Source organism: Burkholderia sp. 9779_493 (assembly GCF_015712215.1).
GTDB lineage: Bacteria > Pseudomonadota > Gammaproteobacteria > Burkholderiales > Burkholderiaceae > Burkholderia > Burkholderia cenocepacia.
On the sequence record NZ_JACCQA010000048.1, the window covers coordinates 1 to 20705 of the forward strand.

Below are 20705 nucleotides of genomic sequence, written 5' to 3' on the forward strand. Positions count from 1 at the left end.
CCGAGGATCAGCTCGCTGTCATCAAGCGCCCACACTTATCGGCTGTTAATTTTTAAAGAGCATGTCTGCGAGGGATCTTGAACCCCTCAGCAGCGCTGCGTTTTCAGCAGCAGAGAAGCGAGATTATGAACCGTGTTTCGCAGTTCGTCAACAACTTTCTGAACGACTTCGTTGCGACTGCGAGGCTCAACTTCCGTACCGCCGAGGCTCGCTACTTCCGAACCCCAACAGCACTGCTTCCCTTCCCTCCGCGCCGCGTTTCCGTTAGCGCGAAAGAGGCGTGATTCTAAGCACCTGCCCCCATCCATGCAAGCGCTTTGTGAAGAAAGTTTGAAAAAGCCTCCGTGCGCTCACGTGCACGGTGGCTTTGGGCTCGACGGGCCGGGAAGCGCGGTCGATCCACCAGCCGTCGGCAACGTTCCCTTCTCTATATAGCGAGCGTGTCAGCTGCCGCCCGCAGCAGCCTGCAGTCGCTCAATCGGCACCGCGTCGGCCATCGCCGTGTAGCCGGCGTCGCTCGGATGGATACCGTCGCCGCTATCGTATCGGCGTTGCAGCACGCTCGGGCGCGTCGGATCGCGCAGCGCCGCGTCGAAGTCCACGACGCCGTCGAACCCGCCGCCGCTGCGGATCCACCGATTCACCTCGAGCCGGATCGCCTCGCGCCCGGCCGGCAGCGCCGCCGGCGTGAGTGTCGCGCCGAAGACCTTCACGCCCTGTCGGTGCGCCGCCTCGATCAGCCGGCGATAGCCATCGATCAGCGATGCAGCCGTCACCTGCGTATGCGGGTGATCGCAATCGAGCCCCGCGCGCGGCGGCATCGCCGCGAAATTGATGTCGTTGATCCCGATCAGCACGATCGCCGCCTTCACGCCCGAGCGCGACAGCGCGTCACGCTCGAACCGCGACGCCAGCGACGTGCCGTAACACGCGGAATCGCTGAGCAGCCGGTTCCCGCTGATGCCGAGATTTACGACGCCGACCGAATCGGCACCCGCTGCCGCCAGCCGGCGCGCGAGCGCGTCGGGCCAGCGGCGGTTCCGGTTCACGCTGGAGCGCAGCCCGTCGGTGATCGAATCGCCGATCGCCGCGACGCTGGCGTGTGCGGGACCAGCTTCGACGGCCAGTTCGGTCACCCACGCATATTGGGTAAAGCGGGTGCGGAACGTCGCGGCGCCCGGATCGTTCACGTGATCGCCCGGCGCGGACACGTAGTTGAACTGGTTCGACACGCGATGCCAGACCGTCATCCGCTGGTTCGGCCCCATCTGGAGACTGATCGCATACGGCTGCGCGGCCGTCACGCGGATCGCCACCGGGTCGCTTTCGAGTTCCTGGCCCGGCGCGAGCGTCACCGACACCTTGCCGCCGAACCGGACCGGCACCGCCGCACCACCGGCGAGCGCGGCCCCTTCGCCGGCGCGCGCGAGACTCGCGGCCTCGACGACCAGCGGCGCGCGACCGTATGCGTTGCTCACGCGAATCCGCGCCGTCCGCCCCGACACGGTCGGGTAGACGATCTGACGCACGGTTCGCCCGGCCACGTCTGGCGCGCGGTAGAGCGGCGGCGGTGCGGCGAGGTCGGGAATCGGCTGCAGCGCGGTCGCCCACGCAGCGACCCACCCGGCCGGCGCGGCCGACGCTGCAAGCGGCGACACGAGAACGGCCGCACCCAGCACAGCCGCGGCGAAACTGCTTCGGAATGACATCGGCAAAATCCTCATCGGAAAGCGGGCATTGTGCCGCAGAAGATGCTGGAGCCACGTGCGGAGCCGCACTTGCTCCGCTTGATCGTGCCCCGATGCCCCTCGTTTACCCGAGTCCCGCCGCAAATCCACAAGAAATTTATTAACCGACCGGTCGGTTGGTTTATACTTCGCACACACTCAACCGGACGAGAGCCTTCGCCATGTACACGCAATCCCTCGACATCCCCGGCAACGTCGCGCCGCTCGACGCCGCAGCCGAGTCGCCCGAGCAGGCGCGGTTCGATGCGGTGATGGCCGCGGACGGCAAGATCGAACCGCAGGACTGGATGCCCGACGCGTATCGCAAGACGCTGGTGCGCCAGATCTCGCAGCACGCGCACTCCGAAGTCGTCGGCATGCTGCCGGAAGGCAACTGGATCTCGCGCGCGCCGAGCCTGAAGCGCAAGGCGATCCTGCTCGCGAAGGTGCAGGACGAAGCCGGCCACGGCCTCTATCTTTATAGCGCGGCCGAAACGCTCGGCGTATCGCGCGATTCGCTGATCGACGCGCTGCACGCCGGCAAGGCGAAATACTCGAGCATCTTCAACTACCCGACGCCGACCTGGGCCGACGTCGGCGTGATCGGCTGGCTGGTCGACGGCGCCGCGATCATGAACCAGATCCCGCTGTGCCGCTGCACGTACGGTCCGTACGCGCGCGCGATGATTCGCGTGTGCAAGGAAGAGTCGTTCCATCAGCGCCAGGGTTTCGACGCGTTGCTGTCGATGATGAAGGGCACCGACGCGCAGCGCGCGATGGTCCAGCAGGCCGTGAACCGCTGGTGGTGGCCGGTGCTGATGATGTTCGGCCCGAGCGACGCCGATTCGGTCCACAGCAGTCAGTCCGCCAAATGGGGCATCAAGCGGATCTCGAACGACGATCTGCGCCAGAAATTCGTCGACGCGACGGTCGACCAGGCGAAGGTGCTCGGCGTGACGCTGCCCGACCCCGACCTGAAATGGAACGAAGCGCGTGGCCACCACGACTACGGCGCGATCGACTGGGACGAATTCTGGCGCGTGGTCAACGGCGACGGCCCGTGCAACAAGGAACGCCTCGCGACGCGCGTGAAAGCCCACGAGGATGGCGCCTGGGTGCGCGAAGCCGCGCTCGCGCACGAAGCGAAGCGCCGCGCCCGCGCCGAACAGCAGGCCGCCTGAGCGGCCCCCTCGAATTCAGGAATCAGGAGAAAACGATGAACAAGGAATGGCCGATCTGGGAAGTGTTCGTGCGCAGCAAGCAGGGCCTCGACCACAAGCATTGCGGCAGCCTGCACGCGGCCGACGCGACGATGGCGCTGCGCATGGCGCGCGACGTCTACACGCGTCGCCAGGAAGGCGTGAGCATCTGGGTGGTGCCGTCGTCGGCGATCACCGCGTCGGACCCGAGCGATAAGGCCGAACTGTTCGAACCGGCGGGCGACAAGATCTACCGTCATCCGACGTTCTACACGCTGCCCGACGAAGTCAACCACATGTAACGCCCGCGCCATGACGATCACGCCCGAACACCTCTCCTACGTGCTGCGCCTCGCGGACAACGCGCTGATCCTCGGTCAGCGCAACGCCGAATGGTGCGGCCACGGCCCGATCCTCGAGGAAGACATCGCGCTCACCAACATGAGCCTCGACCTCATCGGCCAGGCGCGCATGCTGTACACGCACGCGGCCGAGCTCGAGCGCCAGCTCACCGGCGCGACGAAGACCGAGGACGACTACGCGTACTTCCGCACCGAGCGCGAATTCGCGAACTTCACGCTCGCCGAACTGCCGCACTACGGCCCGGTCTCCGGCACCGCGCACGCCGACAAGGACTACGCGGTGACGATCGTGCGCAACTTCCTGTACGCGGCGCTGATGCTGCACGTATGGAGCGCGCTGGAGACGTCGACCGACACGCAACTGGCGGCGATCGCCGCGAAATCGGTGAAGGAAACCCGCTATCACGTCCAGCATGCGCGCGAGTGGCTCGTGCGCCTCGGCGACGGCACCGACGAATCGCACCGCCGCGCGCAGGACGCGCTCGACTACCTGATGCCGTACACGCGCGAATTCTTCGCCGCCGATGCGATCGACGACGCGATCGTCGCACCGGGCATCGGCCCGGCGCCGGCCGCGATCGAGGCCGCGTGGCGCGCGGACGTGGACGACGCGCTCGCGGAAGCCACGCTCACGTTGCCGACGCCGGTGAAGCATGTGACGACCGGCAAGCAGGGCGAGCACTCGGAGCACATGGGCTACCTGCTCGCCGAAATGCAGAGCCTCGCGCGCCAGCATCCCGGCGCGAGCTGGTAACCGGCCCACGCCACGGAGCCCGACGATGTCCGCCCAGACCGCCGCCCCTGCCCCCGCCGCGCACCGCGACGATCCGTTGCTCGCCCGCGCGTGGGACGTGCTCGAAGCCGTGCCCGATCCGGAGATCCCGGTCGTGTCGATCCGCGAGCTCGGCATCCTGCGCGACGTCCGCCGCGCGGATGACGGCCAGCTCGAAGTCGTGATCACGCCGACCTACTCGGGCTGCCCGGCGATGTCGCAGATCGCCGAGGACATCGCCGCCGCGCTGCAGGCCGCCGACTTGCCGCCGCACCGGATCGAGACGGTGCTCGCTCCCGCGTGGACGACCGACTGGATTACGCAGGAAGCGCGCGACAAGCTGCGCGCGTACGGTATCGCGCCGCCGGTCGGCCAGTGCGGCAGCGCCGCGCCGCGGGAGAACGTCGTGCGCTTCGTGCCGCGGCCGGTCGCGGCACCCACCTGCCCGCGCTGCGGCTCTGCGCGCACCGAACGTCTCGCGCAATTCGCGTCCACGGCCTGCAAGGCGCTGTATCGCTGCGTCGACTGCCGCGAACCCTTCGACTACTTCAAACCCTACTGAATATGGCGACCCCGCAATTTCACCCGCTGCGTATCCGCGACGTGCGGCCCGAGACCGCCGACGCCGTGACCGTCTCGTTCGACGTGCCGCCCGAATTGCGCGACGCGTACCGCTTCACGCAGGGCCAGTTCGTCACGCTGAAGACCCACATCGACGGCGAGGAGACGCGCCGCTCGTATTCGATCTGCGTCGGCACGACGGACTACGACCGTGACGGCGAACTGCGCATCGGCATCAAGCGCGTGCGCGGCGGCCGCTTCTCGAACTTCGCGTTCGATACGCTGAAGCCCGGCCACATGATCGACGTGATGACACCGGATGGCCGCTTCTTCACGCACCTGAACGCCGACCACGGCAAGCAGTACGTCGCGTTTTCCGGCGGCTCGGGGATCACGCCGGTGCTCGCGATCGTGAAGACGACGCTCGAACTCGAGCCGCGCAGCACGTTCACGCTGATCTACGGCAACCGCAGCGTCGACGCGATCATGTTCGCGGAGGAGCTCGAGGACCTGAAGAACCGCTACATGAACCGCTTCGTCCTCTACCACGTGTTGTCGGACGATCTGCAGGACGTCGAGCTGTTCAACGGCGTGCTCGACCAGGCGAAATGCGCGGAATTCCTCGCCACGCTGACACCGGCCGACGCGATCGACGAGGCGTTCATCTGCGGCCCGGCGCCGATGATGGACGCCGCCGAAGCCGCGCTGAAGGCGGCCGGCGTGCCGCAGGCGAAGGTGCACGTCGAGCGCTTCGGCACGCCGCTGCCGCAGGCCGGCGCACCGGTCGTCGAGATCACCGACCAGACGCCGGCCGCCGATCTCGAGATCGTGCTCGACGGCAAGAAGCGCAAGCTGCGCTTGCCGTACGAAGGCGTGAGCCTGCTCGACGTGGGCCTGCGCGCGGGCCTCGCGCTGCCGTATGCGTGCAAGGGCGGCGTGTGCTGCACATGCCGCGCGAAGGTGGTCGAAGGCGAAGTGCGGATGGAGAAGAACTACACGCTCGAGGAGCACGAGGTGAAGGATGGTTTCGTGCTGACGTGCCAGTGCCACCCGATCAGCGACAAGGTCGTCGTGAGCTTCGACGAACGTTGAGCGGCATCGCGTCGCGGCGCCCGACGGTTTCTCGCCGTCACACATCTCGCTTACACTAGGGGCCGCCGGCCGGCTGGACATCGCAACGTCCGCCCGTCGGCGGTTTTCTTTTGTTGACGACAGGCCGATGAGTACCATTCATGTGATTCAGGGCGGCACCGCCGCCGCGTCGCTGCGCGAGGCTCTCGTGCAAGCCGGACGCGACGAGCGCGTCGTCGGTTTGCTCGACGATCTCGGCGTCGGGCCACTGAAGGGCGCCGACGAGACGCCCGACACGCGCGCCGCTTTCTGGCAGCACGTGCTCGGCGACCAGATTCCCGACTGGAACGCGGAAATCGAAGGCGAATTCGCCCGCCTCGACCAGCTCGCGATGGATACCGGCCAGGTCGTCGTGTGGCATGCGCCGAGCGTCGGCGACAAGCTGCTGCTGCGCCGCGTCGCCTATCACCTGCGCAACGTGCCGCAGCGCCTGAACGAGGTACGGCTGTCGGCCGCCGACCTCGACGCCGCGCAGCGCGCATCGCTGTCGCGTACCGACCAGGCCTGCGCGACCGGGATGTTCTCGCCCGCGGAACTGGCGCGCAAGCGGCCGGTGGCCGCGCCGATCTCGGTCCTGCGCATCGGCCGCCTTGCGCTCGAGTGGCAGGAGGCGAAGCACCTGAACGCCGAGCTGCGTTATTGGGTCAGCAACACGATCAAGAGCGGCCACTACGCCGATCTCGACGCGCTGATCGTCGCGCGCGCGGAAACCGACTGGCAGCCCGCGCGGCGCCTCGTCGGCAGCATCATGGCCGCCGCCGACCGCGGCGGGCTGTTCGTCAGCGACTCGATCGCGTGGTGGCGCTGCCGCGAACTCGCGGCCACCGGCCGACTCGAGCTGCAGGACGACGCGCCCGCGGCCCTCTCTTCCACGCAGGTGCGCGCGGCCCCGGCCGCCGCGCACCGCTAATCTTCTTCGACCATGGCCCGAACCCGAGCGCCCGACCACGAATCCCAGCGCGAGCAGATCCTCGACCTGGCCGCCGAGAAATTCGCGCAGACGAGCTACCCGAGCACGTCGATGTCCGATCTCGCGACCGCGAGCGGCACGTCGAAGGCGCGGCTCTATCACTATTACGAGAGCAAGGAAGCGATCCTGTTCGACCTGCTCGATCGCTACACCAAACGGCTGATGCTGATCATCGCCGAGGTCGAGGGTGCGAGCCAGCGGCGCGGCCTCAGCGAGCGCGACGCGTTCGCCGAGCTCGTACGCGCGTTCCTCGCCGAATACGAGACGTCGCACAGCCGTCACGTCGCGCTGCTCAACGACGTGAAGTATCTGGAGGATGCGCAGCGCGAAATCGTGCTCGACCGCCAGCGCGACATCGTCGCGGCGTTCACGCGGCAGCTCGCGCGCGCGTATCCCGACCGCATCTCGAAGGAAAACCAGACCTCCGTGACGATGATGGTTTTCGGGATGATCAACTGGACCTTCACATGGCTGAAGCCGGGCGGGCGCCTCGGCTACCGCGACTTCGCCGAACAGGTAATCGACCTGATCGAACGCGGGCTGTCGACAGCGGCCTGATGCCGCGCAGCAGCATGCGTTGCGCGGCGGGCACAGTGCGACCGCCCGTCGCGCGTTTCATATGATGAATTTTAAATCCATTAAAAATCAAATAGATAGACGAATAATTAAGCGGATTTAGAATTCACCCTCGGCACAAATAACGTCAAATGCGGGTTTTCCCCTACCTCGGTCGGGTAGAATGCTGTTGCATTGCACAAGCCGCTTGTGCAGCCACACACTGAGGAACCCACGATGAACACGCGATCCAACCGCCGTGCCGATGCTGTCGGCCACGCCGGTACTGCGCCGGTTCTCGTCAGGGAACTGGCTTCCAAAGACCGTGAGCAGATGCTCACCCACTTTCTCTCGCTCGACGAAGAGGACCGCCTGCTGCGCTTCGGCCAGGTGGTGCCCGACCACGTGATCGAGAACTATGTCCGCACGATCGATTTCGGTCGCGATACCGTATTCGGCGTGTTCGACCACGATCTCGAACTGATCGGCGTCGGCCACCTGGCCTATCTGCCGGCCGAAGGCGACAAGCGCACCGCCGAATTCGGCGTGTCGGTGCTCGAAAGCGCACGCGGCCGCGGCGTCGGCTCGAAGCTGTTCGAGCGCGCGGCGATCCGCAGCCGCAACACGCACGTGACGATGCTGTACATGCACTGCCTGTCGCGTAACGCGACGATGATGCACATCGCGAAGAAATCCGGGATGCGGATCGAGTACGCGTACGGCGAAGCCGATGCGTACCTGTCGCTGCCGCCCGCCGACCACTCGACGATCATCGCCGAGATGCTGCAGGAACAGGCCGCGGTGTTCGACTACGCGATGAAGCGCCAGGCGCGCCGCACGACGAAGTTCATCGAATCGCTGATACCCGCCGCACTGACGGCCTGACGTCGACGGCGTCGGCCAGCCGGGCCGCGCCTGTGGCGCACCCGGCTCCCCTCCTTTCCCCGCCCGCTAGCGCACCGACCGAATCGGCAACGCCGTCGTTTCCTTGAAGCAGTCGAGCGAAAAGCTCGTCTTCACGTCGATCACCGACGGGTGATGCAGCAGATGCTCCTGCACGAAGCGGGAGAAATGCGCCATGTCCTCGACCTGCACGCGCAGCAGGTAATCCATGTCGCCCGTCATCGCGTGGCACGCGACCACTTCCGGCCAGGCCTGCACGGCCGCGCGAAACAGCTCCGCGTGCGTCGCGCCCGCGCGCGCCGACGTCTCGTCGACCCGGACCGGCGCGAGGCCGCCACGCTTTTCGAGCCGCACGCTCACGTACGCGAGCAGGTCGAGCCCGAGCTTCTGCGGATTCAGCAGTGCGACGTAGCCGGTGATCACGCCGATGTCCTCGAGCCGCCGGATCCGCCGCAGGCACGGGCTCGGCGACAGGTTCACGCGCTCGGCGATCTCCTGGTTCGACAGGCGCCCGTTCTCCTGAAGAATCGCGAGAATTCGCCGATCGATGGCATCCAATTCGGCTTGCGCCATCTTCTGCCCTCCGTTGATTATTTTGAGACTGGAAATTGCGCCATCGTAGGCGCGGGCGATCAAGTTCGCAAGTTTCCGCTCGCGGCCGCCCGCTACACTCTGTCGCATGTCTCGACGCGCCGCACACGCTCATTGCGGAGGCGGCCGTCGACATCGAACCAGGCCGAGCACGCGCACGCCGCCCCGGCCGATCGCCCCGCACAGGAGACACGACATGCAGATCCCCAACTGGGACAACCCCGTCGGCACCGACGGCTTCGAATTCATCGAATACACGGCACCGGACCCGAAAGCGCTCGGACACCTGTTCGAACGGATGGGTTTCACCGCGATCGCGCGCCACCGCCACAAGGACGTGACGGTGTACCGCCAGGGCGACATCAATTTCATCATCAACGCCGAACCGGATTCGTTCGCGCAACGCTTCGCGCGCCTGCACGGCCCATCGATCTGCGCGATCGCGTTCCGCGTGCAGGACGCCGCGAAGGCGTACCAGCGTGCGCTGGAACTCGGCGCGTGGGGCTTCGACAACAAGACGGGCCCGATGGAGCTGAACATCCCGGCGATCAAGGGGATCGGCGATTCGCTGATCTATTTCGTCGACCGCTGGCGCGGCAAGAACGGCGCGCAGCCGGGCGCGATCGGCGACATCAGCATCTACGACGTCGACTTCGAGCCGATTCCCGGCGCGAACCCGAACCCGGTCGGGCACGGCCTCACCTACATCGACCACCTGACGCACAACGTGCATCGCGGCCGCATGCAGGAATGGGCCGAGTTCTACGAGCGCCTGTTCAACTTCCGCGAAGTGCGCTACTTCGACATCGAAGGCAAGGTGACCGGCGTGAAGTCGAAGGCGATGACGTCGCCGTGCGGCAAGATCCGCATCCCGATCAACGAGGAAGGCTCGGACACGGCCGGCCAGATCCAGGAATACCTCGACGCGTATCACGGCGAAGGCATCCAGCACATCGCGCTCGGCGCGAGCGACATCTACCAGGCGGTCGACGGGCTGCGCAGCAAGGAAGTGAAGCTGCTCGACACGATCGACACGTATTACGAGCTGGTCGACCGCCGCGTGCCGAACCACGGCGAATCGCTGGCCGAGCTGAAGAAACGCAAGATCCTGATCGACGGCGCGCGCGACGACCTGCTGCTGCAGATCTTCACCGAGAACCAGATCGGGCCGATCTTCTTCGAGATCATCCAGCGCAAGGGCAACCAGGGCTTCGGCGAAGGCAACTTCAAGGCGCTGTTCGAATCGATCGAGCTCGATCAGATCCGCCGCGGCGTCGTGCAGGACAAGGCCTGACGCTTGCACCGCGCGGCAGCGGCCTCGACAGCCGGGCCGCCCGCGCGATCCGGCCGCACAAAGAAAAAGGGCGGGAATCCTCGGATTCCCGCCCTTTTGTATTTCGGCGCGGCTCGCAAGCCGCGCGATCGCATCAACGCACGTTCGCCTTCGACTCGGCGGCACGCTCGGCCGACGGCTGGGCTGCGGCGTCCTGGGCCGGCACGATCTGCTGCATCTGCGCGCCGGCTGCCGCCAGTGCGCTCGCGCCTCGCGCGTGCACCGGGCCGGTCATCGAGAAAAACGCGGCGGACACGATCAGGAAACTCTGGATATGACGTGTGTTCATTGCACCTCCTGTAAAACTGCCGGCGCCTCCCCGACTGCGTCGGAACGAACCCACGCGGCCGGGCACCTCCGGCAGGCCGACAAGATTAACGGCATTTGCCCGAAGATCAACGCAGCTTTACATGCTTTTACATGATGTAACGCATCATCCGCCCCGTTTTCGCGGGGCGCCGCCGCGCATTCCCCGCGTTGCAACCGATGGGCGGCGGGTTTGCCCCAGTGCTACCATCCCTTAAAACCGGCGAACATGCCGGCCACTGCAGACGCGTCCAAAAGATGCCGACGCAACCGAAGTTTTGGTGATCCCAGACCGGGTGGAGGAGACAGTTAATGAATGCCCCGCTAGACGCAGACCAACGCGCGTCGCTAGAAGCCGCGCTGAAGTCCGTCACGCTTGACGACAAATACACACTGGAACGCGGCCGCGCGTACATGAGCGGCATCCAGGCCCTCGTGCGCCTGCCGATGCTCCAGCAGGAACGCGACCGCGCCGCCGGTCTCAATACGGCCGGCTTCATCTCCGGCTATCGCGGCTCGCCGCTCGGCGGCCTCGATCTGTCGCTCTGGAAAGCCAAACAGCACCTGGCCGCCCATCAGATCGTGTTCCAGCCCGGCCTCAACGAAGATCTCGCCGCCACCGCCGTGTGGGGCTCCCAGCAGGTGAACCTGTACCCCGGCGCGAAATACGACGGCGTGTTCGGCATGTGGTACGGCAAGGGCCCGGGCGTCGACCGCACCGGCGACGTCTTCAAGCACGCGAACTCGGCCGGCTCGTCCCAGCACGGCGGCGTGCTGGTGCTCGCCGGCGACGACCACGCGGCGAAATCGTCGACGCTCGCGCACCAGTCCGAACACATCTTCAAGGCTTGCGGGCTGCCGGTGCTGTTCCCGTCGAACGTGCAGGAATATCTCGATTTCGGCCTGCACGGCTGGGCGATGAGCCGCTACTCGGGCCTGTGGGTGGCGCTCAAGTGCGTGACCGACGTCGTCGAATCGTCGGCGTCGGTCGACATCGACCCGCATCGCACCGAGATCGTGCTGCCGACCGATTTCATCCTGCCGGAAGGTGGGCTGAACATCCGCTGGCCCGATCCGCCGCTCGTGCAGGAAGCGCGGCTGCTCGACTACAAGTGGTACGCGGCGCTCGCGTACGTGCGGGCGAACAAACTCGACCGGATCGAGATCGATTCGCCGAACGCGCGCTTCGGGATCATGACCGGCGGCAAGGCGTATCTCGACGTGCGCCAGGCGCTGACCGACCTCGGCCTCGACGACGAAACCTGCGCGCGGATCGGCATCCGGCTCTACAAGGTCGGCTGCGTGTGGCCGCTCGAAGCGCAGGGCGCGCAGGCGTTCGCGCGCGGCCTCGACGAAATCCTGGTGGTCGAGGAAAAGCGCCAGATCCTCGAATACGCGATCAAGGAAGAGCTGTACAACTGGCCCGACGCGCAACGCCCGCGCGTGTTCGGCAAGTTCGACGAGAAGGATGGCGCCGGCGGCGAATGGTCGGTGCCGATGGGCAACTGGCTGCTGCCTGCGCACTACGAGCTGTCGCCCGCGATCATCGCGAAGGCGATCGCGACGCGGCTCGAGAAGTTCGAATTGCCGTCCGACGTGCGCGCGCGCATCGCCGCGCGGCTCGCGGTGATCAACGCGAAGGAAATGGCGCTCGCGAAGCCGCACGTGCAGACCGAGCGCAAGCCGTGGTTCTGCTCGGGCTGCCCGCACAACACGTCGACCAACGTGCCGGAAGGCTCGCGCGCGATCGCCGGCATCGGCTGCCACTACATGACCGTGTGGATGGACCGCAGCACGAGCACCTTCAGCCAGATGGGCGGCGAAGGCGTGCCGTGGATCGGCCAGGCGCCGTTCACCGACGAGAAGCACGTGTTCGCGAACCTCGGCGACGGCACCTATTTCCACTCGGGCCTGCTCGCGGTGCGCGCGGCGATCTCGTCGAAGGCGAACATCACCTACAAGATCCTCTACAACGACGCGGTGGCGATGACGGGCGGCCAGCCGGTCGACGGCGTGCTGACGGTGCCGCAGATCACGCACCAGCTCGCGTCCGAAGGCGCGAAGAAGATCGTGATCGTCACCGACGAACCGGAGAAGTACGACAGCCAGAAGGCGCTGCTCGCGCCCGGCGTGACGATCCATCACCGCGACCAGCTCGACGACGTGCAGCGCGAGCTGCGCGAGATCGAAGGCACGACGATCCTGATCTACGACCAGACTTGCGCGACGGAGAAACGCCGCCGCCGCAAACGCGGCACGTATCCGGACCCGGCCAAGCGCGTCGTGATCAACGACGCGGTGTGCGAAGGCTGCGGCGACTGCTCGGTGCAGTCGAACTGCCTGTCGGTCGAGCCGCTGGAAACCGAATTCGGCACGAAGCGCCAGATCAACCAGTCGAGCTGCAACAAGGACTTTTCGTGCGTGAAGGGCTTCTGCCCGAGCTTCGTCACGGTCGAGGGCGGCCAGTTGAAGAAGCCGAAGGCGGTGTCGGTCGACGGCAGCGCATTGCCGCCGATTCCGGAACCGACGCTGCCGGCGATCGACCGCGCGTACGGCGTGCTCGTCACCGGCGTGGGCGGCACGGGCGTCGTGACGATCGGCGCGCTGCTCGGGATGGCCGCGCACCTGGAAAACAAGGGCGTGACCGTGCTCGACGTCACCGGCCTCGCGCAGAAAGGCGGCGCCGTGATGAGCCACGTGCAGATCTCGCACGCGCCGACCGACATCCACGCGACGCGGATCGCAATGGGCGAAGCCGATCTCGTGATCGGTTGCGATGCGATCGTCACGGCCGGCGACGAGTGCACGTCGCGGATGCGGCACGACACGACGCGGGTGGTCGTCAACAGCGCGCAGACGCCGACCGCCGAGTTCATCAAGAACCCGAACTGGGCGTTCCCGGGCCTGTCCGCCGAGAACGACATCCGCGCGGCGGCCGGTGTTGCGGTCGACTTCATCGACGCGAACCGCTTCGCGGTCGCGCTGCTCGGCGACGCGATCTACACGAACCCGTTCGTGCTCGGCTACGCATGGCAGAAGGGCTGGCTGCCGTTGACGCTCGCGTCGCTCGAACGCGCGATCGAGCTGAACGCCGTGTCGGTCGACAAGAACCGCGCGGCGTTCGACTGGGGCCGCCGCGCCGCGTACGACCTGGCCAGCGTGAAGCAGGCGGCGGCCGGCGACGCCCGGCCCGCGCAAGGCGCCACGGTGATCTCGCTGCACACGAAGAAGGCGGTCGACGCGCTGATCGCGAAGCGCGTGGAGTTCCTCACCGCGTACCAGAACGCCGCGTACGCGTCGCGCTATGCGGCGTTCGTCGACAAGGTGCGCGCCACCGAGCGCGCACTGGCGGACGGCGACACGGTGCAGGAACCGCTGACCGAAGCGGTCGCGCGCAACCTGTTCAAGCTGATGGCGTACAAGGACGAGTACGAGGTCGCGCGGCTGCAGTCCGACCCCGCGTTCCTCGCGCGCCTGCGCGCGCAGTTCGAAGGCGACTGGAAGCTGAAATTCCACCTCGCGCCGCCGCTGTTCGCGAAGACGGACGCCCACGGCCATCTCGTGAAGAAGGCGTACGGCCCGTGGATGATGTCGGCGTTCCGGCTGCTCGCGAAGGCGAAGTTCCTGCGCGGCACGGCGCTCGATCCGTTCGGCCGCACCGCGGAGCGCCGCACCGAGCGCGCGCTGATCGGCGAGTACGAAGCGCTGATCGGCGAGGTGCTGGCGAGGCTGAACGCGGCCAACCGGCCGCTCGCGCTCGAACTCGCGATGCTGCCCAACGGCATTCGGGGCTACGGCCACGTGAAGGAGAACAACCTGCGCGCGGTACGCCAGAAGTGGGACACGCTGCTCGCGAAGTGGCGTTCGCCGGCAGGCGGCCAGTCGCACCAGCAGGTCGCGTAACGCGCGGTCGCGGCGCGGCGTTCGAAGCAGGAACGCCCGCCCGCGCCGCCGCCCGTCGCGGTTCACGCAAAAAAAACGCCACGGAACCCAGGTTCCGTGGCGTTTTTCATTGCGCCGCGCCTGACGCGCGGCACACGCGGGCGTGAGCTTACTTCGTGTTCACGTTCGCGGCGGCAACGGCCGTCATGTTGATGATCCGGCGCACGGTCGCGGCCGGCGTCAGGATGTGGACCGGCTTGGCGGCGCCGAGCAGGAACGGGCCGACCGTCACGCCTTCGCCGCCGACCATCTTGAGCAGGTTGTACGCGATGTTCGCCGCTTCGACGTTCGGCATGATCAGCAGGTTCGCTTCACCCGACAGCGTCGTGCCCGGGAACGCCTGCTTGCGGATCAGTTCCGACAGCGCCGCGTCGCCGTGCATTTCGCCGTCGACTTCGAGGTTCGGCGCACGCTCGACGATCAGCTTGCGGGCCTCGGACATCCGGCGCGACGACGCCGACGGCGCGCTGCCGAAGTTCGAGTTCGACAGCAGCGCGGCCTTCGGCGCGATGCCGAAGCGCTCGATCTCGGCCGCAGCCTGGATCGTCATGTCGGCGAGCTGGTCGGCGCTCGGCAGCTCGTTCACGTACGTGTCGCACACGAACAGGTTGCGGCCCGGCAGCATCAGCAGGTTCATCGCGGCGAAGTGCTCGGCGCCCTTCGCGCGGCCCAGTACCTGCTCGATGAACTTCAGGTGGCTGTGGAACGTGTCGATCATCCCGCAGATCATCCCGTCCGCATCGCCCAGATGCACGAGCATCGCGCCGATCAGCGTGTTGAACTTGCGCATCGCGGCCTTCGCGACTTCCGGCGTCACGCCGTCGCGCGCGCCGATCTCCTGATACGCCTGCCAGTAGCGGTGGTAGCGCGCATCGTCTTCCGGATCGACGATTTCGAAATCGACGCCGGCCTTCAGCTTCGAGCCGATCTTCTGCAAGCGCATGTCGACGACCGACGGACGGCCGACGATGATCGGCTTCGCGATCTTTTCCAGCAGCACGAACTGCGCGGCGCGCAGCACGCGCTCGTCCTCGCCCTCGGCGAACACGATGCGGGCCTCTTTCTGCTTCGCGGCCGCGAACACCGGGCGCATCACCATGCCGGTGCGGTAGACGGTCGCGCCGAGCTGCTCGCGGTACGCGTCCATGTCCTGGATCGGGCGCGTCGCGACGCCCGAATCCATCGCGGCTTGCGCGACGGCCGGCGCGATCTTGATGATCAGGCGCGGGTCGAACGGCTTCGGGATCAGGTAGTCCGGCCCGAATTCGAGCGAATGGCCTTCATACGCCTTCGCGACTTCCTCGCTCTGGTCGGTTTCCTCGGCCAGCTCGGCGATCGCGCGCACGCACGCGAGCTTCATTTCTTCCGTGATCGTGGTCGCGCCGACGTCGAGCGCGCCGCGGAAGATGAACGGGAAGCACAGCACGTTGTTGACCTGGTTCGGGTAGTCCGAACGGCCGGTCGCGACGATCGCGTCCGGGCGCACGGCCTTCGCGTCTTCCGGGCGGATTTCCGGTTCCGGGTTCGCGAGCGCCAGGATCAGCGGCTTGTCGCCCATCGTCTTGACCATGTCCTGCTTCAGCACGCCCGCGCTCGAGCAGCCGAGGAACACGTCCGCGCCGACGATCGCGTCGGCGAGCGTGCGCGCGTCGGTGTTGGCCGCATAGCGCTGCTTCGACGGATCGAGGTTGCCGCGCCCTTCGTAGATCACGCCCTTCGAATCGGCGACGAGGATGTTCGACTTCGTCAGGCCGAGATTCACCAGCAGGTCCAGACACGCGATCGCCGCCGCGCCCGCGCCCGAACACACGAGCTTCACTTCCGACAGCTTCTTGCCGACGACCTTCAGGCCGTTCAGGATCGCGGCCGACGCGATGATCGCGGTGCCGTGCTGGTCATCGTGGAAGACCGGAATCTTCATTCGCTCGCGCAGCTTCTGCTCGATGTAGAAGCATTCCGGCGCCTTGATGTCCTCGAGGTTGATGCCGCCGAGCGTCGGCTCGAGCATCGCGATCGCCTCGACGAGCTTGTCGGGGTCCGACTCCGACAGTTCGATGTCGAACACGTCGATGCCCGCGAATTTCTTGAAGAGGCAGCCCTTGCCTTCCATCACCGGCTTCGCGGCCAGCGGGCCGATGTTGCCGAGACCCAGCACGGCGGTGCCGTTCGTGATGACGCCGACGAGGTTGCCGCGCGACGTGTACTTCTGCGCGTCGAGCGGATCGGCGTGGATCGCCTCGCACGCGGCGGCGACGCCCGGCGAATACGCGAGCGACAGATCGAGCTGGTTCGACAGCGGCTTGGTCGGGGTGACCGAAATCTTGCCGGGTTTCGGGTTCAGGTGATAAGCGAGAGCGGCCTGCTTCAGTTGTTCGTCCATGATTGACCTGCGAGAGACATGCGGAATATTGACGACTCAGTACACAGCACCTTCGGCCGCGTCTGCTTGAATCGAGGGGATGGTCGACTGCGAGACGGCCCGCGACGCACCGGATCGGCACGCCATCGAACCTTGGCGGATGGCAAGAGGAAAGTACAAAGTACTGAACGATTTCTAAGGGTCGCCTAGTGTACACCCCCTAAATGACGTCCGTTGCTGCGACGCCGCATCTCCGGCATCAGCGCCGGGATGGTCTACCCCCGTTTGTTTCGCCGGTGGTGAGCCGGGCAGCGAACCCGCGCGAATTCCGCCGAAAACCTGCCTGAATCGGGTAAAATAGCGGGCTACGCGCGCAGCGATGCGATCGGCCCGCCGATCGCACCCCGGCCCTTCGGGCAGGTTCCCCTTGCTGCGCCACCGGGCCCGCGCCCGCTCCTCGCTCATCACCCAAGGAATGCCCATGACAGGCTACGATCGTCAGTCGATCTCGGATACGACCGCCAAAATCCTGCTCGAAGTGCAGGCGGTGCACTTCAATGCCGAAAAACCGTTCATCTTCACGTCCGGCTGGGCAAGCCCCGTCTATATCGACTGCCGCAAGCTGATCTCGTATCCGCGCGTGCGCCGCGCGCTGATGGAAATGGCGGAAACGACGATCACGCGCGACATCGGCTTCGAGCAGATCGACGCGGTGGCGGGCGGCGAGACGGCCGGCATCCCGTTCGCGGCATGGATCGCGGACCGGATGATGGTGCCGATGCAGTACGTGCGCAAAAAGCCGAAGGGTTTCGGCCGCAATGCGCAGATCGAAGGCCATCTCGAGGAAGGCTCGCGCGTGCTGCTGGTGGAAGACCTGACCACCGACAGCCGCAGCAAGATCAACTTCGTCAACGCGCTGCGCACCGCGGGCGCGACGGTGAACCACTGCTTCGTGCTGTTCCACTACAACATCTTCAAGGAAAGCGTGTCGGTCCTGAAGGACATCGACGTCGACCTGCACGCGCTCGCGACGTGGTGGGACGTGCTGCGCGTCGCGAAGGCGTCGGGCTACTTCGAGACGAAGACGCTCGACGAAGTCGAGAAATTCCTGCACGCACCGGCCGAATGGTCGGCCGCGCACGGCGGCGCGACGGCCCCGAAGGAATGACGCCCCGCCGGCACGCATGCCGGCGCACTGGCTGAACGAGCCGCCTGCTTCATCGCAGGCGGTTTTTTTTCGTCCGTCGCGTTGCGCGCCGACCGCGCGCAATCGCGGGCGCCGGTGTGCGTCGCTCATCGAACCCTAATGCTAGACTTGATCCATCGCCGCCCTCAGCTGCGCGGGCAACATACAACGCCAACAATGCCGGGAGCCTCGGCCCGGCCCACGTGACGGGAGAAGCGCCATATGCGTGTGGATCGCCGGATCACTCCGCCTGCGCCATCGGGTCGCCCTTCTCCGCTCCGTTTCTCCGCCCTCCTGTGCGCCGCCGTCTTCGCGGCGCTGCCCGCGCATGCGGAAGGCCCGTTCACCGTGACGAGCGACGACCTGACGGCGGGCGCCCGCGTGCGGCCCGCGAACGTGTTCGACCGCGGCGACTGCAAGGGCGCGAACCGCTCGCCGCAACTCGCATGGCACAACCCGCCGCCGGGCACGCGCGGCTACGCGGTCACGATCTTCGATCCCGACGCGCCGGGGCACGGCTGGTGGCACTGGGCCGTCGCGGGCATCCCGGCGACCGTCACGAGCCTGCCGGCCGATGCGAGCGCGTCCGGCTTCCTGCGCCGCATCGGCGCGAGCGAGGCGCGCAACGACTTCGGAATCGACGGCTACGGCGGCCCGTGCCCACCGCCCGGCAAACCGCATCGCTACGTGATCACCGTCTACGCGCTGAAAGGCACCGACCTGCGTATCTCGCAAGGCCGCCCCGCGCCGATGTTCGAGCACGAGATCGGCACGCTCGCGATCGGCACCGCGCGACTCACGGTCACTTACGGGCAGTAGGTAAGCGCGCGCCGCCGCCCGTGGCGGTCGCGATTGCCCGCGCCCGCGAATTTCTGTGCGCGGCCTGCGCGCTTTCTTCCGGTCATTTCGGCTTGCTAGACTCGGCTGCACCGGTCGCGGCATCCCGCCGCGCATCCGTCGCGCCGCCCAACTGCGGCGCGTGTCGCGGCGAGCCTGCGGGCCGCCGTTCCCGTCCCTTTCCGGAGAACGCTTCATGTCGAACATCGTCATCGTCTATCACAGCGGCTACGGTCACACGCAGAAACTGGCCGAGGCCGTGCACGCCGGTGCGCAGGATGCCGGCGCCGCCGCACGCCTCCTCGCCGTCGGCGAGCTCGACGACGCGGGCTGGGCCGCGCTCGACGCGGCGGACGCGATCGTCTTCGGCGCGCCGACCTACATGGGCGGCCCGTCCGCGCAGTTCAAGCAATTCGCCGACGCGACCTCGAAACCGTGGTTTACGCAGAAATGGAAGGACAAGATCGCCGCGGGCTTCACGAACTCCGCGACGATGAACGGCGACAAGTTCTCGACGATTCAGTATTTCGTCACGCTGGCGATGCAACATGGGATGGTGTGGGTCGGCACGGGCATGATGCCGGCCAACTCGAAGGCGGCCACGCGCAACGACATCAACTACGTCGGCGGCTTCACGGGCCTGCTCGCGCAGTCGCCGGCGGACGCGACGCCCGACGAGGGCCCGCTGCCCGGCGACCTCGATACCGCGAAGGCGTTCGGCCGGCGCGTCGCCGAAGCGACGGCGCGCTGGGTGGCCGGCGGCCGCTGAGCGCGCCCGGGGCACCCGCCCGCTCGCACCGGCCGCTGGCGTGGCCGCGCAGCGTGGGGGTGCGCCAAAGGGACACAAGACGGCCCGCGGGCCGTCTTTTTTTCGCCCCGTGCGGTACAGGCCCGCCGGATGACGTCTTAAAATGGCGGTTTCAGGGCGCCGCGGCTCCCGTTTCATTCAGTGAGAGCGAAATGAGCACCAAAGTTTTTGTCGACGGCCAGGAAGGCACGACCGGCCTCAAGATCTTCGAATACCTGTCGGCACGCAGCGACATCGAGATCCTGCGCATCGATGAAGCGAAGCGCAAGGACGTCGACGAGCGCCGTCGCCTGATCAACGCGTCCGACGTCACGTTCCTGTGCCTGCCGGACGTCGCGTCGCGCGAATCCGCGTCGCTCGTCGAGAACCCGAACACCACGCTGATCGACGCGAGCACCGCGTTCCGCACCCATGCCGACTGGGCCTACGGCCTGCCCGAGCTGACCCGCGCGCAGCGCGAGAAGATTCGTACGTCGAAGCGCATCGCGGTGCCCGGCTGCCACGCATCGGCGTTCGTGCTCGCGATGCGGCCGCTCGTCGATGCGGGCATCGTCGCGCCGACGTTCGCCGCGCACAGCTACTCGATCACCGGCTACAGCGGCGGCGGCAAGTCGATGATCGCCGAGTACGAAAGCGCCGCGCCGGGCGGCAAGCTCGCGAGCCCGCGCCCGTATGCGCTCGGCCTCGCGCACAAGCACCTGCCCGAAATGGCCGCGCACACCGGCCTCGCGAACGCACCGATCTTCACGCCGATCGTCGGCCCGTTCCTGAAAGGCCTCGCGGTGACGACCTACTTCACGCCCGGGCAGCTCGCGAAGCGCGCGACGCCGCAGGACGTGCAGCGCGTGTTCGCCGAGTACTACGCGGACGAAGCGTTCGTGCGCGTCGCACCGTTCGACGCGGATGCGAACCTCGACAGCGGCTTCTTCGACGTGCAGGCGAACAACGACACGAACCGCGTCGACCTGTTCGTGTTCGGCAACGCGGAGCGCTTCGTCACGGTCGCGCGCCTCGACAACCTCGGCAAGGGCGCGTCGGGCGCCGCGATCCAGTGCATGAACCTCAACATCGGCGCGGCCGAGGACGCCGGCCTCAAACGCTGATTCAGCATCGCATGCCATGCAAAGCCGGCCACTGGCCGGCTTTTTATTTACCCGTATCAG

At 66.8% G+C, this 20705-nt stretch carries 18 protein-coding genes; 14 read left to right on the plus strand and 4 right to left on the minus strand.

What is annotated here, in order from left to right:
- Positions 1-443: 443 nt before the first annotated feature.
- Positions 444-1709, minus strand: a complete 1266-nt coding sequence (locus tag H0X95_RS31860; RefSeq protein ID WP_196446349.1) for an SGNH/GDSL hydrolase family protein — start codon at positions 1707-1709, stop codon at positions 444-446.
- A gap of 200 nt (positions 1710-1909) precedes the next feature.
- On the opposite strand from H0X95_RS31860, the gene paaA reads away from it, so the two are divergent.
- The 8 genes from paaA (at position 1910) to H0X95_RS31900 (ending at position 8162) form a co-directional block, all read left to right on the plus strand.
- Positions 1910-2908 carry a 1,2-phenylacetyl-CoA epoxidase subunit PaaA gene (gene paaA, locus H0X95_RS31865; protein ID WP_034201096.1) on the plus strand — a complete coding sequence of 333 codons (999 nt, stop codon included), beginning with the start codon at positions 1910-1912 and terminating at the stop codon, positions 2906-2908.
- Between the two features lie 35 nt (positions 2909-2943).
- Complete coding sequence (gene paaB / locus H0X95_RS31870; protein ID WP_059721067.1) at positions 2944-3228, plus strand: 1,2-phenylacetyl-CoA epoxidase subunit PaaB; 285 nt, start codon at positions 2944-2946, stop codon at positions 3226-3228.
- 10 nt (positions 3229-3238) lie between these two features.
- Positions 3239-4042, plus strand: coding sequence for a 1,2-phenylacetyl-CoA epoxidase subunit PaaC (gene paaC / locus H0X95_RS31875; RefSeq protein ID WP_034201098.1), 804 nt, complete (start codon positions 3239-3241; stop codon positions 4040-4042).
- 25 nt (positions 4043-4067) lie between these two features.
- The gene (paaD, locus tag H0X95_RS31880) at positions 4068-4622 is read left to right on the plus strand and encodes a 1,2-phenylacetyl-CoA epoxidase subunit PaaD (RefSeq protein WP_006482879.1); all 555 of its coding nucleotides are present in this window, start codon (positions 4068-4070) and stop codon (positions 4620-4622) included.
- 2 nt (positions 4623-4624) lie between these two features.
- The gene (paaE, locus tag H0X95_RS31885) at positions 4625-5713 is read left to right on the plus strand and encodes a 1,2-phenylacetyl-CoA epoxidase subunit PaaE (protein ID WP_048992256.1); all 1089 of its coding nucleotides are present in this window, start codon (positions 4625-4627) and stop codon (positions 5711-5713) included.
- A 127-nt stretch (positions 5714-5840) separates the two neighbouring features.
- Positions 5841-6662 carry a DUF1835 domain-containing protein gene (locus tag H0X95_RS31890; protein ID WP_012492290.1) on the plus strand — a complete coding sequence of 274 codons (822 nt, stop codon included), beginning with the start codon at positions 5841-5843 and terminating at the stop codon, positions 6660-6662.
- A gap of 12 nt (positions 6663-6674) precedes the next feature.
- Positions 6675-7280, plus strand: a complete 606-nt coding sequence (locus H0X95_RS31895) for a TetR/AcrR family transcriptional regulator (RefSeq protein ID WP_006482923.1) — start codon at positions 6675-6677, stop codon at positions 7278-7280.
- Between the two features lie 234 nt (positions 7281-7514).
- On the plus strand, positions 7515-8162 hold the full coding sequence (locus H0X95_RS31900; protein WP_059721068.1) for a GNAT family N-acetyltransferase: 648 nt from the start codon (positions 7515-7517) through the stop codon (positions 8160-8162).
- 66 nt (positions 8163-8228) lie between these two features.
- Here the strand turns inward: H0X95_RS31900 and H0X95_RS31905 are convergent, their stop codons facing one another.
- Positions 8229-8753, minus strand: a complete 525-nt coding sequence (locus H0X95_RS31905) for an Lrp/AsnC family transcriptional regulator (protein ID WP_006482889.1) — start codon at positions 8751-8753, stop codon at positions 8229-8231.
- Positions 8754-8967: 214 nt separating this feature from the next.
- On the opposite strand from H0X95_RS31905, the gene hppD reads away from it, so the two are divergent.
- The gene (gene hppD, locus H0X95_RS31910; RefSeq protein ID WP_034201099.1) at positions 8968-10065 is read left to right on the plus strand and encodes a 4-hydroxyphenylpyruvate dioxygenase; all 1098 of its coding nucleotides are present in this window, start codon (positions 8968-8970) and stop codon (positions 10063-10065) included.
- Between the two features lie 133 nt (positions 10066-10198).
- Here the strand turns inward: hppD and H0X95_RS31915 are convergent, their stop codons facing one another.
- Entirely contained in the window at positions 10199-10393 is a 195-nt protein-coding gene (locus H0X95_RS31915; protein WP_006482893.1) for a hypothetical protein, read from the minus strand.
- A 329-nt stretch (positions 10394-10722) separates the two neighbouring features.
- On the opposite strand from H0X95_RS31915, the gene H0X95_RS31920 reads away from it, so the two are divergent.
- Positions 10723-14313: an indolepyruvate ferredoxin oxidoreductase family protein gene (locus H0X95_RS31920; protein WP_059721069.1), complete on the plus strand. Its 3591-nt coding sequence runs from the start codon at positions 10723-10725 to the stop codon at positions 14311-14313.
- Between the two features lie 148 nt (positions 14314-14461).
- Here the strand turns inward: H0X95_RS31920 and H0X95_RS31925 are convergent, their stop codons facing one another.
- A complete protein-coding gene (locus H0X95_RS31925; RefSeq protein ID WP_006497424.1) occupies positions 14462-16732 on the minus strand; it encodes an NADP-dependent malic enzyme in 2271 nt (756 codons plus the stop codon).
- Between the two features lie 460 nt (positions 16733-17192).
- Between H0X95_RS31925 and H0X95_RS31930 the strand changes: the two genes are divergently transcribed.
- From H0X95_RS31930 to argC, 4 genes are all read left to right on the plus strand, one after another.
- Complete coding sequence (locus H0X95_RS31930) at positions 17193-17879, plus strand: orotate phosphoribosyltransferase (protein WP_006482887.1); 687 nt, start codon at positions 17193-17195, stop codon at positions 17877-17879.
- A gap of 240 nt (positions 17880-18119) precedes the next feature.
- Positions 18120-18716 carry a YbhB/YbcL family Raf kinase inhibitor-like protein gene (locus H0X95_RS31935; RefSeq protein WP_006482912.1) on the plus strand — a complete coding sequence of 199 codons (597 nt, stop codon included), beginning with the start codon at positions 18120-18122 and terminating at the stop codon, positions 18714-18716.
- A gap of 214 nt (positions 18717-18930) precedes the next feature.
- Complete coding sequence (locus H0X95_RS31940) at positions 18931-19503, plus strand: flavodoxin family protein (protein WP_006497426.1); 573 nt, start codon at positions 18931-18933, stop codon at positions 19501-19503.
- A 191-nt stretch (positions 19504-19694) separates the two neighbouring features.
- Positions 19695-20645 carry an N-acetyl-gamma-glutamyl-phosphate reductase gene (gene argC / locus H0X95_RS31945; RefSeq protein WP_006481596.1) on the plus strand — a complete coding sequence of 317 codons (951 nt, stop codon included), beginning with the start codon at positions 19695-19697 and terminating at the stop codon, positions 20643-20645.
- Positions 20646-20705 lie beyond the last annotated feature (60 nt).